Annotated in this window: 10 protein-coding genes, 4 tRNA genes and 2 pseudogenes; 3 read left to right on the top strand and 13 right to left on the bottom strand. The window is 56.6% G+C overall.

All coding sequences use genetic code 11. The features are described from left to right. Positions 1-79: 79 nt before the first annotated feature. The 10 genes from ACNYC6_RS23615 to ACNYC6_RS23570 form a co-directional block, all read right to left on the bottom strand. The gene (locus tag ACNYC6_RS23615) at positions 80-1,951 is read right to left on the bottom strand and encodes a SurA N-terminal domain-containing protein (protein ID WP_419709387.1); all 1,872 of its coding nucleotides are present in this window, start codon (positions 1,949-1,951) and stop codon (positions 80-82) included. A 232-nt stretch (positions 1,952-2,183) separates the two neighbouring features. Further along, positions 2,184-2,456 (bottom strand): HU family DNA-binding protein, encoded by a 273-nt coding sequence (locus ACNYC6_RS23610; protein WP_002552737.1) that lies wholly within the window; start codon positions 2,454-2,456, stop codon positions 2,184-2,186. 150 nt (positions 2,457-2,606) lie between these two features. Next, the gene (lon, locus tag ACNYC6_RS23605; protein WP_056854739.1) at positions 2,607-5,003 is read right to left on the bottom strand and encodes an endopeptidase La; all 2,397 of its coding nucleotides are present in this window, start codon (positions 5,001-5,003) and stop codon (positions 2,607-2,609) included. A gap of 161 nt (positions 5,004-5,164) precedes the next feature. After that, a complete protein-coding gene (gene clpX, locus ACNYC6_RS23600; RefSeq protein WP_149417943.1) occupies positions 5,165-6,448 on the bottom strand; it encodes an ATP-dependent Clp protease ATP-binding subunit ClpX in 1,284 nt (427 codons plus the stop codon). Positions 6,449-6,560: 112 nt separating this feature from the next. Further along, positions 6,561-7,196, bottom strand: a complete 636-nt coding sequence (gene clpP / locus ACNYC6_RS23595) for an ATP-dependent Clp endopeptidase proteolytic subunit ClpP (RefSeq protein WP_011062274.1) — start codon at positions 7,194-7,196, stop codon at positions 6,561-6,563. A 93-nt stretch (positions 7,197-7,289) separates the two neighbouring features. Beyond that, entirely contained in the window at positions 7,290-8,600 is a 1,311-nt protein-coding gene (tig, locus tag ACNYC6_RS23590) for a trigger factor (protein ID WP_419709386.1), read from the bottom strand. 386 nt (positions 8,601-8,986) lie between these two features. Beyond that, a tRNA-His gene (locus ACNYC6_RS23585) sits at positions 8,987-9,062 on the bottom strand. 78 nt (positions 9,063-9,140) lie between these two features. After that, positions 9,141-9,225 (bottom strand) — tRNA-Leu (locus tag ACNYC6_RS23580). Between the two features lie 59 nt (positions 9,226-9,284). Continuing rightward, positions 9,285-9,360: transfer RNA gene (locus ACNYC6_RS23575), tRNA-His, on the bottom strand. Between the two features lie 32 nt (positions 9,361-9,392). Further along, a tRNA-Arg gene (locus ACNYC6_RS23570) sits at positions 9,393-9,469 on the bottom strand. A gap of 274 nt (positions 9,470-9,743) precedes the next feature. Here ACNYC6_RS23570 and folD point away from each other — a divergent pair. The 3 genes and pseudogenes from folD to ACNYC6_RS23555 form a co-directional block, all read left to right on the top strand. After that, positions 9,744-10,598 carry a bifunctional methylenetetrahydrofolate dehydrogenase/methenyltetrahydrofolate cyclohydrolase FolD gene (gene folD, locus ACNYC6_RS23565; RefSeq protein ID WP_056854741.1) on the top strand — a complete coding sequence of 285 codons (855 nt, stop codon included), beginning with the start codon at positions 9,744-9,746 and terminating at the stop codon, positions 10,596-10,598. A gap of 239 nt (positions 10,599-10,837) precedes the next feature. Beyond that, the gene (gene pbpG, locus ACNYC6_RS23560) at positions 10,838-11,776 is read left to right on the top strand and encodes a D-alanyl-D-alanine endopeptidase (RefSeq protein WP_419709385.1); all 939 of its coding nucleotides are present in this window, start codon (positions 10,838-10,840) and stop codon (positions 11,774-11,776) included. A gap of 70 nt (positions 11,777-11,846) precedes the next feature. Continuing rightward, positions 11,847-11,942: pseudogene (locus tag ACNYC6_RS23555) on the top strand (N-acetyltransferase); the annotation flags it as partial. Positions 11,943-12,012: 70 nt separating this feature from the next. Here the strand turns inward: ACNYC6_RS23555 and ACNYC6_RS23550 are convergent. The 3 genes and pseudogenes from ACNYC6_RS23550 to ACNYC6_RS23540 form a co-directional block, all read right to left on the bottom strand. Further along, positions 12,013-12,228 carry a hypothetical protein gene (locus tag ACNYC6_RS23550; protein ID WP_338581969.1) on the bottom strand — a complete coding sequence of 72 codons (216 nt, stop codon included), beginning with the start codon at positions 12,226-12,228 and terminating at the stop codon, positions 12,013-12,015. A gap of 17 nt (positions 12,229-12,245) precedes the next feature. After that, positions 12,246-12,452 (bottom strand): DUF6021 family protein, encoded by a 207-nt coding sequence (locus ACNYC6_RS23545; RefSeq protein ID WP_015094297.1) that lies wholly within the window; start codon positions 12,450-12,452, stop codon positions 12,246-12,248. Positions 12,453-12,544: 92 nt separating this feature from the next. Then, positions 12,545-13,272 (bottom strand): annotated as a pseudogene (locus ACNYC6_RS23540) (peptidase C39 family protein). Between the last annotated feature and the right edge of the window lie 34 nt (positions 13,273-13,306).

Here is a 13,306-nt window from a genome sequence, read left to right as displayed (position 1 = left end):
ACGCTTGTCTGTTCACCTGTAACAAAAAACCCCGGCCTTTTGGCCGGGGTTCTTGTGTAGCGCATCAATCAGTCCGAGATCAGAAACGCTTGATCTCAGCCTGGCTTTCCAACTGCTTGCGGTAAGCCGCGAAGTCTTGCTGGCCGACGCGCGAAGCAAGGAAGCGACGGTATTGAGCCTTCTCTTCTTCAGTCGGCGTTGCGGCTTCGTTGACACCGTTCAGGCGCACGATCACCAGGTTGCCGTCGGCCAGCGTCACGCTAATGAACGTCGGCTTGTCCTTGGCGGCAGGCTTGGGCATGCGGAACAGCGCTTGCAGCACAGTCGGGTCTACCCCTTCCTGAGCGCGAGTCGCGGCTTCGGTAACCTTCCAGCTCTGGCCGTCAATCGGCTTGTCCAGCGGCGACTTGCCATCGCGCAGGCTGGCAATCAGCTCATCCGCATGGGTCTTGGCGGCAGCGATGGCGTGTTCCTTGGCCAATTGCGCGCGGATCGGGCCCGCTACGCTTTCCAGCGGCAGTTGCGTAGGCTTGAGGTGTTCCTTGGCACGCAACACGATCACGGTTTCCGGATCGAGCTCGATGGCGGTGCTGTTGGCACCCTCATCCAACACTTCCGGGCTGAACGCTGCGGTGATCACGGCACGGTTGGCCGCAATGCCTTCGCCACCTTCACGGCCGAACGGCGCGGAGGTGTGAACGGTCAACTTCAAGTCCTGGGCTGGCTGGGCCAGATCGGACGCTTCGAACGAAGCGTCTTCCAGTTGCTTGGTCGCCTCGACGAAACGCTGCTCAACCTGCGCAGCCTTCAAGTCGCGGGTCAGCTTGTCTTTCAGGCTGGCGAATGTCGGTACTTCAGGCGCTTCCACGCCCAGCAGCTTGATCAGGTGGAAACCGAAGTCGGTGCGAACCGGTTCGGAAACCTGATCCTTGGCCAGCGAATACAGGGACTTCTCGAATACCGGGTCATAGACACCAGGACCTGCGTAGCCGAGATCGCCGCCATTGTTTGCCGAACCCGGATCCTGGGAGAACTCCTTGGCCAGGGCCTCGAACTTCTCGCCTTTGGCCAGACGCGCCTGGATCTCTTCGATCTTGGCCTTGGCCTGTGCTTCGGTGGTCTTGTCGTTCACTTCGATCAGAATGTGCGCAGCCCGGCGTTGCTCGGACAGGTTCGCGATTTCTTTCTGATACGCCGCTTGCAGGTCTTCGTCCTTGACGCTGACCTGGTCAAAGAAGGAAGCCTTCTTCAACTCCAGATAATCGATGACCACCTGATCCGGCGTCATGAATTCCTTGGCGTGTTCGTCGTAATAGGCTTTGACTTCGTCATCGGTCAGCTTCACCGCTGCCGGGTCTACCTTGATATTCAGGGAGGCGAAATCGCGAGTCTGTTTTTCCAGACGGGCGAACGCCAGAACCTGTGCGTCGGTGACGAAACCGCTACCCGCCAGACCGGCGCGCAACTGACCGATCAGCATTTCCTGGGCCAGCATCTGGCGGAACTGCATGCGGCTGTAGCCGAGTTGACGAATTACCTGGTCGAAGCGCTCAGGACTGAACTTGCCATCGACCTGAAATTCAGGGGTTTGCAGGATGACCTGATCCAGCGCCGCTTCGGAGAAGGCGAACTTGGAGCTTTCTGCGCCTTGCAGCAGCAGTTTGCGATCGATCAGGCCTTTGAGGGCCGATTCGCGCAGCATCTTTTCGTCGAGCAAGGACGCATCGAAATCCTTGCCCAGCTGTTGCATGAGTTGACGGCGTTGCATATCGACCGCCTGGCTCAGCTCGTTCTGGCTGATTTCTTCACCATTGACCTTCGCCGCCTCGTTTTTGTGCGTCGTGGCCTGAAAAATGGCGTCGAAACCGGTCAAAGCCATCAGTGCAACGATGACCCCGATAATGGTCTTGGCAATCCAGCCTTGTGAATTGTCCCTGATATTCTGCAGCATGCGTCCCCCATAAACGGTTGAACTTCAAAATTAGGCAACCGTGGAGCGTGGGTAGAATCCGGATAGAAGAAAGGCGCATCCGAGGATGCGCCTTCTCGTAACTGGCGGAGCGGACCGATAACTCGAACTTGCGAGCCTCGGCGTCACGGACCGACAACTGCCGACTGGACTACCGCTCCGCTGCCAGGTCAGGCTTGACCCCGACCCGGATAGGCAAAAACCTGAATCGAACTTAGTTGACAGCTTCTTTCAGTGCTTTACCGGCTTTGAAACCTGGTTTTTTGGCTGCTGCGATTTCCAGCGTCTTACCGGTCTGTGGGTTACGACCAATGCGAGCTGGACGATCAGTAACGGAGAAAGTACCGAAACCAACCAGAACAACGGAGTCGCCAGCCTTGAGAGCGCCAGTGACGGATTCGATTACAGCGTCCAGCGCACGGCCAGCAGCAGCTTTCGGGATATCAGCGGATGCAGCGATAGCATCAATCAGTTCCGACTTGTTCACTCTAAGTCCCCTTATATCTATTTGAGTATGATTCTAAGTTTTTTTTGGTGAAAGCAAAAACGAGTGCTGAATGGCCAACAGACACTTAAGAGCCGCTTTATAACAAGGGCTCTAAAAATCTGTCAAGGAAGCCCCCCAGGCAAATACGTACTAATGCGTGCTAATTCTTTCCTTAGAATCGGACTCGCGCTTTTCATCCTTCGCGACAATCTCCGGAGCCACATCCGGCAAGGGCTCCGGCGCGTATTGCAGCGCAATTTGCAGGACCTCGTCAATCCATTTAACCGGTTTAATCTGGAGATCTTGCTTGATATTGTCGGGAATTTCCTTCAGATCGCGAACATTCTCTTCAGGAATGATCACGGTCTTGATTCCACCGCGGTGAGCAGCGAGCAGTTTTTCTTTCAAGCCACCGATCGCCAGCACTTGACCACGCAAGGTGATCTCACCGGTCATGGCCACGTCCGCACGCACCGGAATGCCGGTCAATGCCGATACCAATGCCGTGCACATGCCCACACCGGCGCTAGGACCGTCTTTCGGCGTCGCCCCTTCCGGCATGTGGATGTGGGTGTCGCGCTTCTCGTGGAAGTCCAGGGGAATGCCCAGGCTCTTCGCGCGGCTGCGCACAACCGTCAAGGCTGCGGTGATCGACTCGACCATCACGTCGCCCAGGGAACCGGTCTTGATCAACTGGCCTTTGCCCGGCACGACAGCGGCTTCGATGGTCAGCAATTCGCCGCCCACCTGAGTCCACGCCAACCCGGTCACCTGACCGATCTGATCCTGCTGCTCAGCCAGCCCGTAGCGGAATTTACGCACGCCCAGGAAGTGTTCCAGATCGTCCGCAGTGACCTTCACCGAGAAGCGTTTTTCCAGCGCATGCTCTTTGACCGCCTTGCGGCAAACCTTGGCAATCTGGCGCTCCAGCCCACGCACACCGGCTTCGCGGGTGTAGTAGCGGATGATGTCGCGGATCGCTTCGGCGTCGAATTCCAGCTCGCCTTTCTTCAAGCCGTTGGCAGTGATCTGCTTCGGCGAAAGGTATTTGACGGCGATGTTGATCTTCTCGTCTTCGGTGTAGCCCGGAAGACGAATCACTTCCATCCGGTCCAGCAGCGCCGGAGGAATGTTCATGGAGTTAGAGGTGCACAGGAACATCACATCGGACAGGTCGTAGTCGACTTCCAGATAGTGATCGTTGAAGTTGTGGTTCTGCTCAGGATCGAGCACTTCCAGCAGCGCCGACGCCGGATCGCCACGCATGTCGCTGCCCATTTTGTCGATTTCATCGAGCAGGAACAGCGGGTTACGGACGCCCACTTTTGTCATCTTTTGAATCAATCTTCCTGGCATCGAACCGATGTATGTACGGCGATGTCCACGAATTTCCGCTTCATCACGCACACCGCCCAAGGCCATGCGCACGAATTTGCGGTTGGTGGCGTGCGCGATCGACTCCGCCAGAGAGGTTTTACCCACCCCCGGAGGACCTACCAGGCACAACACCGGACCACGAATCTTCTTCACGCGCTTTTGCACGGCGAGGTATTCGAGAATCCGCTCTTTGACTTCTTCCAGGCCATAGTGGTCGGCGTCGAGAATGTCTTCTGCGCGCGCCAGGTCCAGGCGCACCTTGCTCTGAGCCTTCCACGGCACCTGAACCAGCCAGTCGATGTACGAACGCACCACGGTCGCTTCCGCGGACATTGGCGACATTTGCTTGAGCTTGTTCAATTCGGCCGTAGCCTTGGCGAGCGCGTCTTTTGGCAGGCCAGCGGCATCAATGCGCTTTTTCAGCTCTTCGACTTCGTTATGTCCTTCGTCGCTGTCGCCGAGTTCTTTCTGAATGGCCTTCATCTGCTCGTTCAGGTAGTACTCGCGCTGACTGCGCTCCATTTGCTTTTTGACGCGACCGCGAATGCGTTTTTCGACTTGCAGCAGATCGATCTCGGCATCCAGCAACGCGAGGACGTGCTCGACCCGGGCCGACAAATCGATGATTTCGAGGATTTCCTGCTTCTGCTCGATCTTCAGGGCCATGTGCGCGGCCATGGTGTCGACCAGGCGCCCAGGCTCGTCGATGCTGTTGAGCGACGACAGGACTTCAGCCGGGACTTTCTTGCCCAACTGCACATATTGTTCGAACTGCGACAGCAGGCTGCGGACAAACACTTCCGACTCGCGCTCTGGCGCGTCGACTTCGTCGATCAACGAGACTTCGGCGCGGCAATGGCCGTCCACTTCGCTGAAGCGCTCCACGGCGCCCCGCTGCTCGCCTTCGACCAGAACCTTGACCGTGCCGTCAGGCAGCTTCAGCAGCTGCAGAACGGTCGCAATCGTACCTACGCGATAAAGTGCATCTTCACCGGGATCGTCGTCAGCGGGGTTTCTCTGAGCCAGCAGAAGGATCTGCTTGTCGCCCGTCATCGCTGCCTCGAGAGCTTCGATGGATTTCTCGCGCCCCACGAACAGCGGGATAACCATGTGCGGATAAACCACGACATCACGCAATGGCAGGAGAGGCAATTCGATGGTTGTCTTCATGATTTCGCCTCTACGGCGGCCATAAGGCCGGAAACAGATGGAAGTAAGCTTGAAACCAAGATGGGGGCAGCCTTCAAAAAAAACAAGCACAAAGACTGTGTAAAAAACCAGAAAAAGCAAAGGGGCCCGAAGGCCCCTTCTTTGTACCGACTGCGTGACGCTTAGGCGTCTGGCGCGGCCTTGGCAGCAGGCTCACTGTTTTCGTAGATATACAGTGGCTTGGACTTGCCTTCTATAACGCTTTCATCGATCACTACTTTACTCACCTCGGACTGCGAGGGGATTTCATACATAGTGTCGAGCAATACACCTTCGAGAATCGAACGCAGACCACGTGCACCGGTTTTACGTTCCAGTGCGCGCTTGGCGACCGATTTCAATGCGTCAGCCCGGAATTCCAGGTCCACGCCTTCCATCTCGAACAGCTTGGCATACTGCTTGGTCAGTGCATTTTTCGGCTCGGTGAGAATCTGCATCAAAGCAGCTTCATCAAGCTCGTCCAGCGTCGCAAGAACCGGCAGACGACCGACGAATTCCGGGATCAGACCGAACTTAACCAGATCGTCAGGCTCGACTTCACGCAGGGATTCACCGACTTTCTTGCCTTCTTCCTTGCTGCGAACTTCCGCGTTGAAACCGATGCCGCCCTTGGTGGAACGGTTTTGAATAACCTTTTCCAGGCCGGAGAACGCACCACCGCAGATGAACAGGATGTTACGGGTATCGACTTGCAGGAATTCCTGCTGCGGATGCTTGCGACCACCTTGAGGCGGAACGGAAGCGACCGTGCCTTCGATCAACTTGAGCAGGGCCTGCTGCACGCCTTCACCGGAAACGTCCCGGGTGATCGACGGGTTGTCAGACTTGCGCGAAATCTTGTCGATTTCATCGATGTAGACAATGCCCATCTGGGCCTTTTCCACGTCGTAATCGCACTTCTGCAACAGCTTCTGAATGATGTTCTCGACATCTTCACCCACGTAACCCGCCTCGGTGAGGGTGGTTGCGTCAGCGATGGTGAACGGAACGTTCAGCAAGCGGGCCAGGGTTTCCGCAAGCAGGGTCTTACCCGAGCCTGTCGGGCCGATCAGCAAGATGTTGCTTTTGCCGAGCTCGACGTCGTCACTCTTTTTGTCACGCTGGTTCAGGCGTTTGTAGTGGTTGTACACCGCTACGGCCAGAACCTTTTTCGCACGTTCCTGACCGATTACATACTGATCAAGGATGCCGCTGATTTCTTTAGGCGAAGGCAATTTATGCGCGCTGCTCTCAGCCTGTGCTTCCTGCACCTCCTCGCGGATGATGTCATTGCACAGGTCGACGCACTCGTCGCAGATAAAGACCGAGGGGCCGGCAATCAATTTGCGCACTTCATGCTGGCTTTTGCCACAGAAGGAGCAATAGAGCAGCTTGCCGTTGTCCTCGCCGTTGCGGGTGTCAGTCATTCGTTCGATCCAAATCCGATAGGCTTGCAACACAAGATGAAGGCTATTGCGGGCTTTTTCAAGCCCGCTGGTGATCGGACCTGCCGACCCACCTTATTTTGAGCTGCTTATTTTAAGCGGGGCGCTGGTTGATCACTTCGTCGATCAGCCCGTACTCACGCGCGGCTTCTGCACTCATGAAATTGTCGCGATTGGTGTCGCGCTCGATTTCTTCAAGGGTGCGCCCGCTGTGCTTGGCCATCAACGTGTTGAGACGCTCACGGATAAAGAGGATTTCCTTGGCATGGATTTCGATGTCCGATGCCTGACCCTGGAAACCACCCAATGGCTGGTGAATCATTACACGCGAGTTCGGCAGGCAGAAACGCTTGCCTGGAGCACCGGCCGTCAGCAGGAAAGCGCCCATGCTGCACGCCTGGCCGATACAGGTGGTCGACACGTTGGGTTTGATGAACTGCATGGTGTCGTAGATCGACATGCCAGCCGTTACCGAACCGCCCGGGGAGTTGATATAGAGATGGATGTCCTTGTCCGGGTTTTCCGCTTCAAGGAACAGCAGTTGCGCACAGATCAGGTTGGCCATGTAGTCCTCTACGGGGCCAACCAGAAAGATCACTCGCTCCTTGAGGAGACGCGAGTAGATGTCGTAGGCGCGCTCGCCACGAGCGGACTGCTCGACAACCATCGGGACCAGGCCGCCTGCGGCCTGGATATCAGAGTTCTGCTGAATATACGAATTACGGAACATGCTCTGCAGTCACTCCCAAATAGTTATGTCTTGAATACGCATAAGCCAGCTCGAGAGCTGGCTTATGGTGTTTGCTTCTTACCGCAAAAACGATCAGTCGGCTTGTGGAGCTTCTACCGGCTTGACTGCTTCTTCGTAAGAGACCGATTTGTCGGTCACGCTAGCTTTCTGCAGAACAGTATCCACAACTTGCTCTTCCAGCACAACCGAACGAACTTCGTTCAGTTGCTGGTCGTTCTTGTAGTACCAGGACACAACTTGCTCAGGCTCCTGGTAGGCCGAAGCCATTTCCTGAATCATCTCGCGAACGCGGGTTTCGTCAGGCTTGAGGTCGAATTGCTTGACCACTTCAGCCACGATCAGACCCAGCACTACGCGGCGCTTGGCTTGCTCTTCGAACAGCTCGGCCGGCAGTTGGTCAGGCTTGATGTTGCCACCGAACTGCTGAACAGCCTGCACGCGCAGACGGTCAACTTCGTTGGACAGCAGAGCCTTAGGCACTTCGATCGGGTTGGTGGCCAGCAGACCGTCCATTACCTGATTCTTGACCTTGGATTTGATCGCCTGACGCAGCTCGCGCTCCATGTTCTTGCGAACTTCGGTGCGGAAGCCTTCCAGACCGGTTTCCTTGATGCCGAATTGAGCGAAGAATTCTTCGGTCAGTTCTGGCAGTTTTGGCTCGGAAACAGTGTTCACGGTCACGGTGAACTCGGCGGTTTTGCCCGCCAGGTCGAGGTTCTGGTAGTCCTCTGGGAAAGTCAGGTTCAGAACGCGTTCTTCACCGGCTTTAGCGCCAACCAGACCGTCTTCGAAACCAGGGATCATGCGGCCGGAACCCAGAACCAACTGAGTACCTTTGGCGGAACCGCCAGCGAACACTTCACCGTCGACCTTACCAACGAAATCGATGTTCAACTGGTCTTCGTTCTGGGCAGCGCGATCGGTCACTTCGAAACGGGTGTTCTGCTTGCGCAGGATGTCCAGCATCTTGTCCAGATCGGCATCAGATACGTCAGCGCTCAGGCGCTCTACGGTGATACCTTCGAAACCGGCAACGGTGAACTCAGGGAACACTTCGAATACGGCTACGTATTCCAGGTCCTTGCCTGCTTCCAGCGACTTAGGCTCGATCGAAGGCGAACCAGCCGGGTTCAGCTTCTGCTCAACCACAGCTTCGTAGAAGGAAGACTGGATCACGTCACCCACAGCTTCCTGGCGAGCATCGGCACCGAAACGGCGCTTGATTTCGCTCATTGGCACTTTGCCTGGACGGAAGCCAGCAATTTTGGCCTTTTGGGCGGTCTGCTGCAGACGCTTGTTGACCTGGCTCTCGATGCGCTCAGCCGGCACGGTGACGCTCATGCGGCGCTCAAGAGCAGTAGTATTTTCAACAGAAACTTGCATGGATATTCCTCGTTGCACAGACGTTAGCCGGCCGTTTCCGACCCCAGAATCAAGGGCATGCATTCTAGTGGGTCAAACTCAAGAAGTCACCCTACTGAAAACGGGTAAAAACGCAGCAGGCAATTTATAGGTGCGAATGCACGAATGCACCTCGCCCCGATGGCAAATACAACCAATCACGCCAGGGCTCTGCGCCAACCCTTCTATATATAGAAGAGGTCGCCTGCGATCTCCCTGGCAGCCGACCTCGCGAGCAAGGCCGGCGGACAGAGCGGCATCATCGAGAAACATAAATACGACGAAACGCCCCGCCCCTGCGGCCCGGTACCTGCGGCCGCTGAAACAAAAAAGGCGCCAGACTTTTCAATCTGGCGCCTTTCGAAATATGGGGTGGACGATGGGGATCGAACCCACGACAACGGGAGTCACAATCCCGTGCTCTACCAACTGAGCTACGCCCACCATATTGCGTAACAAGGAAGCCAAACAGCTTCATTGCTGAACCCCATTCACACCGACCGGTGCGAGCGAAGCTTTATTTGGTGCGGATGAAGAGACTCGAACTCTTACGCCTCGCGGCGCTGGAACCTAAATCCAGTGTGTCTACCAATTCCACCACATCCGCGGAGTGAAGCTTTTTAAAGCAAAGGCGCCAGACTGTTAATCTGGCGCCTTTTCGAAATATGGGGTGGACGATGGGGATCGAACCCACGACAACGGGAGTCACAATCCCGTGCTCTACCAACTGAGCTACGCCCACCATATTGCGTTACTTGTGCCAAAGCTGCCTAATGGCGCACCCGGCAGGACTCGAACCTGCGACCATCCGCTTAGAAGGCGGATGCTCTATCCAGCTGAGCTACGGGCGCCTTATTAGCTGTACCCTTGAAGGACTACAAACTAAGTGCTTGTCAGTCTTGCAGAACTGTAATTCCGTTCGACCTTCTTAACCAGTGCTAGGCTGTGCCCGACAAGTGCGACGAATAGTATAGAGCCCCCCTGAGGTCGTCAAATCCTTTTTAAAAAAAATTCATTTAATTAAAGGAGTTAGGGGAATTTGCAGACCAAGCGCCTTTGCCCTCACCGCATGACATGCGAGAATGCGTTCTCTTTTTTTCCCCTCTCGATGGTTAATCACGCGCAATGACTGCACAACTAATCGACGGCAAATCGATCGCCGCCAGCCTGCGCCAGCAGATCGCCCAACGGGTTACCGAGCGTCGCCAGCAAGGCCTGCGCACGCCCGGCCTCGCGGTGATCCTGGTCGGCAGCGATCCTGCCTCTCAGGTTTATGTCTCGCACAAGCGTAAAGACTGTGAAGAGGTCGGCTTCCTTTCCCAAGCCTATGACCTGCCTTCCGAAACCACTCAAGAAGCGCTGGCCGATCTGATCGATCGCCTGAATGACGATCCGGCGATTGACGGCGTTCTGTTGCAGCTTCCCCTTCCGGAACACCTGGACGCGTCCAAATTACTGGAGCGCATTCGCCCGGACAAGGACGTCGACGGCTTCCATCCTTATAACGTCGGTCGTCTGGCCCAGCGCATTCCACTGCTGCGTCCGTGCACGCCCAAAGGCATCATGACCCTGCTGGAAAGCACCGGTGCCGACCTGTATGGAATGAATGCCGTGGTCGTCGGCGCGTCCAACATTGTTGGCCGCCCGATGGCGATGGAATTGTTGCTGGCCGGTTGCACCGTGACCGTCACTCACCGCTTCACCAAGGATCTGGCCGGCCACGTCGGTCGCGCTGACCTGGTGGTAGTGGCCGCCGGCAAACCGGGCCTGGTCAAGGGTGAATGGATCAAGGAAGGCGCGATCGTGATCGACGTCGGCATCAACCGCCAGGAAGACGGCAAACTGGTCGGTGATGTGATCTACGAAACCGCTCTGCCCCGCGCTGGCTGGATCACTCCGGTACCGGGCGGCGTCGGCCCGATGACTCGTGCCTGCCTGCTGGAAAACACGCTGTACGCCGCCGAAACCCTGCACAGTTAAGTCCGGTTGCAGAGGTAGTCCGCGACACAAGGAACCCCGCCCATGGCGGGGTTCTTTTTTGCCCGCGGGACAGCTTCGACCATCCGCCGGAAAATAACATTTTTTTCATGTTTTCCGGGAGTTTCACCTGTTACTTGAACAACCATCGACAGTTATTCAGCCATACTCCAGAATGTCGCGCTTTTTACGAAATAGCCCGTTACATAAACGGCGTATCAACACTTTATGAGTCTGCCAGCGTGAAAATCCGTCTTTCCATCCTGAGCCTAGTTTTTGCAGTTACAGGGACTTTCATCACGCCAATCGCCAGCGCTGGCGAAACCACCGCAGCGCCTCGAGATACCTCGCAACTCAAGCTCGCTTCCGGCAGCTCTTTGCTGCTGGATATGCAGACCAACAAAGTCATCTATGCCAGCAATCCCGACGTAGTTGTCCCCATCGCTTCCGTCAGCAAACTGATGACCGGCCTGGTCGTGGTTGAAGCCCGGCAAAACATGGACGAATACATCAACATCAACATCAGCGACACGCCGGAAATGAAAGGCGTGTACTCGCGGGTCAAGCTCAAGAGCGAACTGCCGCGCCGCGAGATGCTGCTGATCGCCCTGATGTCCTCCGAAAACCGCGCCGCTGCGAGCCTGGCCCATCACTATCCGGGTGGCTATGCCGCGTTCATTGCTGCAATGAACGCCAAGGCTCGCGCCCTGGGCATGACCAATACCCATTTTGTCGAACCAACGGGCCTCTCCCCGCGCAACGTTTCGACCGCTCGCGATTTGAGCAAACTGTTGATCGCCGCACACAAGTACCCGCTGCTGACCGAGTTAAGCACGACCAAGGAAAAAACCGTTACGTTCCGAAAACCCAACTACAGCCTGGGTTTTCGCAACACCGACCACTTGGTCCGCAAGCCGGACTGGGACATCCAGCTGACCAAAACCGGTTTCACCAACGAAGCAGGTCACTGCCTGGTACTGGTGACCCGAATGGGTAACCGCCCGGTTGCCTTGGTGATCCTTGACGCCTACGGCAAGTACACCCACTTTGCCGATGCCACGCGCATGCGCAATTGGGTAGAGAGCGGCAAAAGCGCAAACGTGCCTTCCGTAGCCCTGCAGTACAAGGCAGACAAGAACCTCAAGCAGCGCCAGAGCGGTGTGGTTGAGGCTTCAAAGTAATTTTTCTGAAAGCGCATGAAAAAGCCCCGAACAGTCGGCAATGCTGTTCACTTAAGGACGAACACTGAATCTGTGGCGAGGGAGCTTGCTCCCGTTGGGGCGCGAAGCGGCCCTGAAAAATGGGACTGCTGCGCAGTCCAGCGGGAGCAAGCTCCCTCGCCACAGGTTTTCGGTTGTTTGCTCCATCGGTTAAGTGAACAGCATTACCGACAGTCGGGGCTTTTTTTCGTCTCGAATTAATCGTTGGGCAGCGGCATCTGGTCGTCATCCGGAATGCCATCCCCTTTGCTCGGGTCTCGCCAGCCTTGCGGATGCTCAGTGGGTGCCACGGTGGGACGAGCCAGCGGATCTCGCATCGGACTGTCCGGATCCAGCACCGGATCGATACTCTCTTCAGGAGTGGTCGGGACCGTTTCCGGACGTTTGTCGTTGAAACTCGAATCGGTAGACATAAGCACCTCCATGAGACCTAAGGTTTCAGATCGCCAAGTGGATCATAGGGCTTTGCCGGAGCCTTGGGATTGTCACCCGGCTTAACATCCCTGGGCGCCTTGGCCGGTCCGATGGGATCGACCTGAGGATCGGCAAGGTCAGGAGAGTCGGGATCGAATCCGAGCTCATCGCCGGACGAATGCTCGGACGAATGCGGGCCGACAGGGGTAGTGGAATGTGCCATGGACGCCTCCTGATCACGGCCCGAAAAGATCCGGGCCTTACTGGTTCAGAGGGCGCCAACACGCCGGGGTGCCAGGCAAATGACGAACGGGCTTACTGCGCGTTCAGCGCCTTTTTGGCCTTCGCCGCCGCCTGCTCCTGGCCGGCCTGGGCCAGATCGTTCGCCGCCTTGAGCCAGCGCTGCTGATCGACTTCCGCCGGAATCTGCGTCGGCGACTGAATCAGCACCGCCCATCCACCGGCATCCTTGAAAGCTGATTCGAACGAACCGAAGCTCATCAGCAAGCGCTGGTCCATCCCGGCGCGCAGCAGCACGGTCTGTTTCTGGCGGTTATAACCCGACAGGATCGCATAACGCGGCTCAGCCCAGAGCGCCGAACCCTCGGTGAACCGCACCATCACTGGATATCCGGCGGCCACCTGAGTCAGCAAGGCTGGCAAATTGCTGTCCAGCGGATAAACCATCATCCCGTATTCACGGGCGAGGTTCTGCATGTTCTGTTGCAACTGGGCTTCGGCGCCCGGCAAACGCAGCGGTTTGTCGAGCAACCCCGGGGTGATCACAATGCCTTGCTGGGACAACATGCTCGCCAGCACCTGCGGCCCGCTTTGATTCGCTACGCCCTTATAGAACCGGCCAGTGAGTTCGACCCGCTCCGGCAGCCGCTTGATCTGCGGCGCAACGCTCCCCGCGCAACCAGAAAGACTGGCGACACAACCCACGATCACCGCCACCGAAAGAATTCGAGAAATTACCCGCACCATCATCACTCTCTTGTTCAAACGCCAGGCAATCCGCTTCTGGCTTGTGCATCGATCATAGGACGCCGCGCGGCAGCGGTATAGCCTTAACCG

Source organism: Pseudomonas sp. NFX224, from assembly GCF_048565165.1.
GTDB lineage: Bacteria > Pseudomonadota > Gammaproteobacteria > Pseudomonadales > Pseudomonadaceae > Aquipseudomonas.
Note: the sequence above shows the minus strand (reverse complement) of the source record. Positions and strands in the feature narration are given on the sequence as shown.

Coding starts and splice junctions, on each gene's coding strand:
- ACNYC6_RS23615 (WP_419709387.1), bottom strand. CDS start 1,951: ATGCTGCAGAATATCAGGGACAATTCACAAGGCTGGATTGCCAAGACC.
- lon (WP_056854739.1), bottom strand. CDS start 5,003: ATGAAGACAACCATCGAATTGCCTCTCCTGCCATTGCGTGATGTCGTG.
- clpX (WP_149417943.1), bottom strand. CDS start 6,448: ATGACTGACACCCGCAACGGCGAGGACAACGGCAAGCTGCTCTATTGC.
- clpP (WP_011062274.1), bottom strand. CDS start 7,196: ATGTTCCGTAATTCGTATATTCAGCAGAACTCTGATATCCAGGCCGCA.
- tig (WP_419709386.1), bottom strand. CDS start 8,600: ATGCAAGTTTCTGTTGAAAATACTACTGCTCTTGAGCGCCGCATGAGC.
- folD (WP_056854741.1), top strand. CDS start 9,744: ATGACTGCACAACTAATCGACGGCAAATCGATCGCCGCCAGCCTGCGC.
- ACNYC6_RS23550 (WP_338581969.1), bottom strand. CDS start 12,228: ATGTCTACCGATTCGAGTTTCAACGACAAACGTCCGGAAACGGTCCCG.
- ACNYC6_RS23545 (WP_015094297.1), bottom strand. CDS start 12,452: ATGGCACATTCCACTACCCCTGTCGGCCCGCATTCGTCCGAGCATTCG.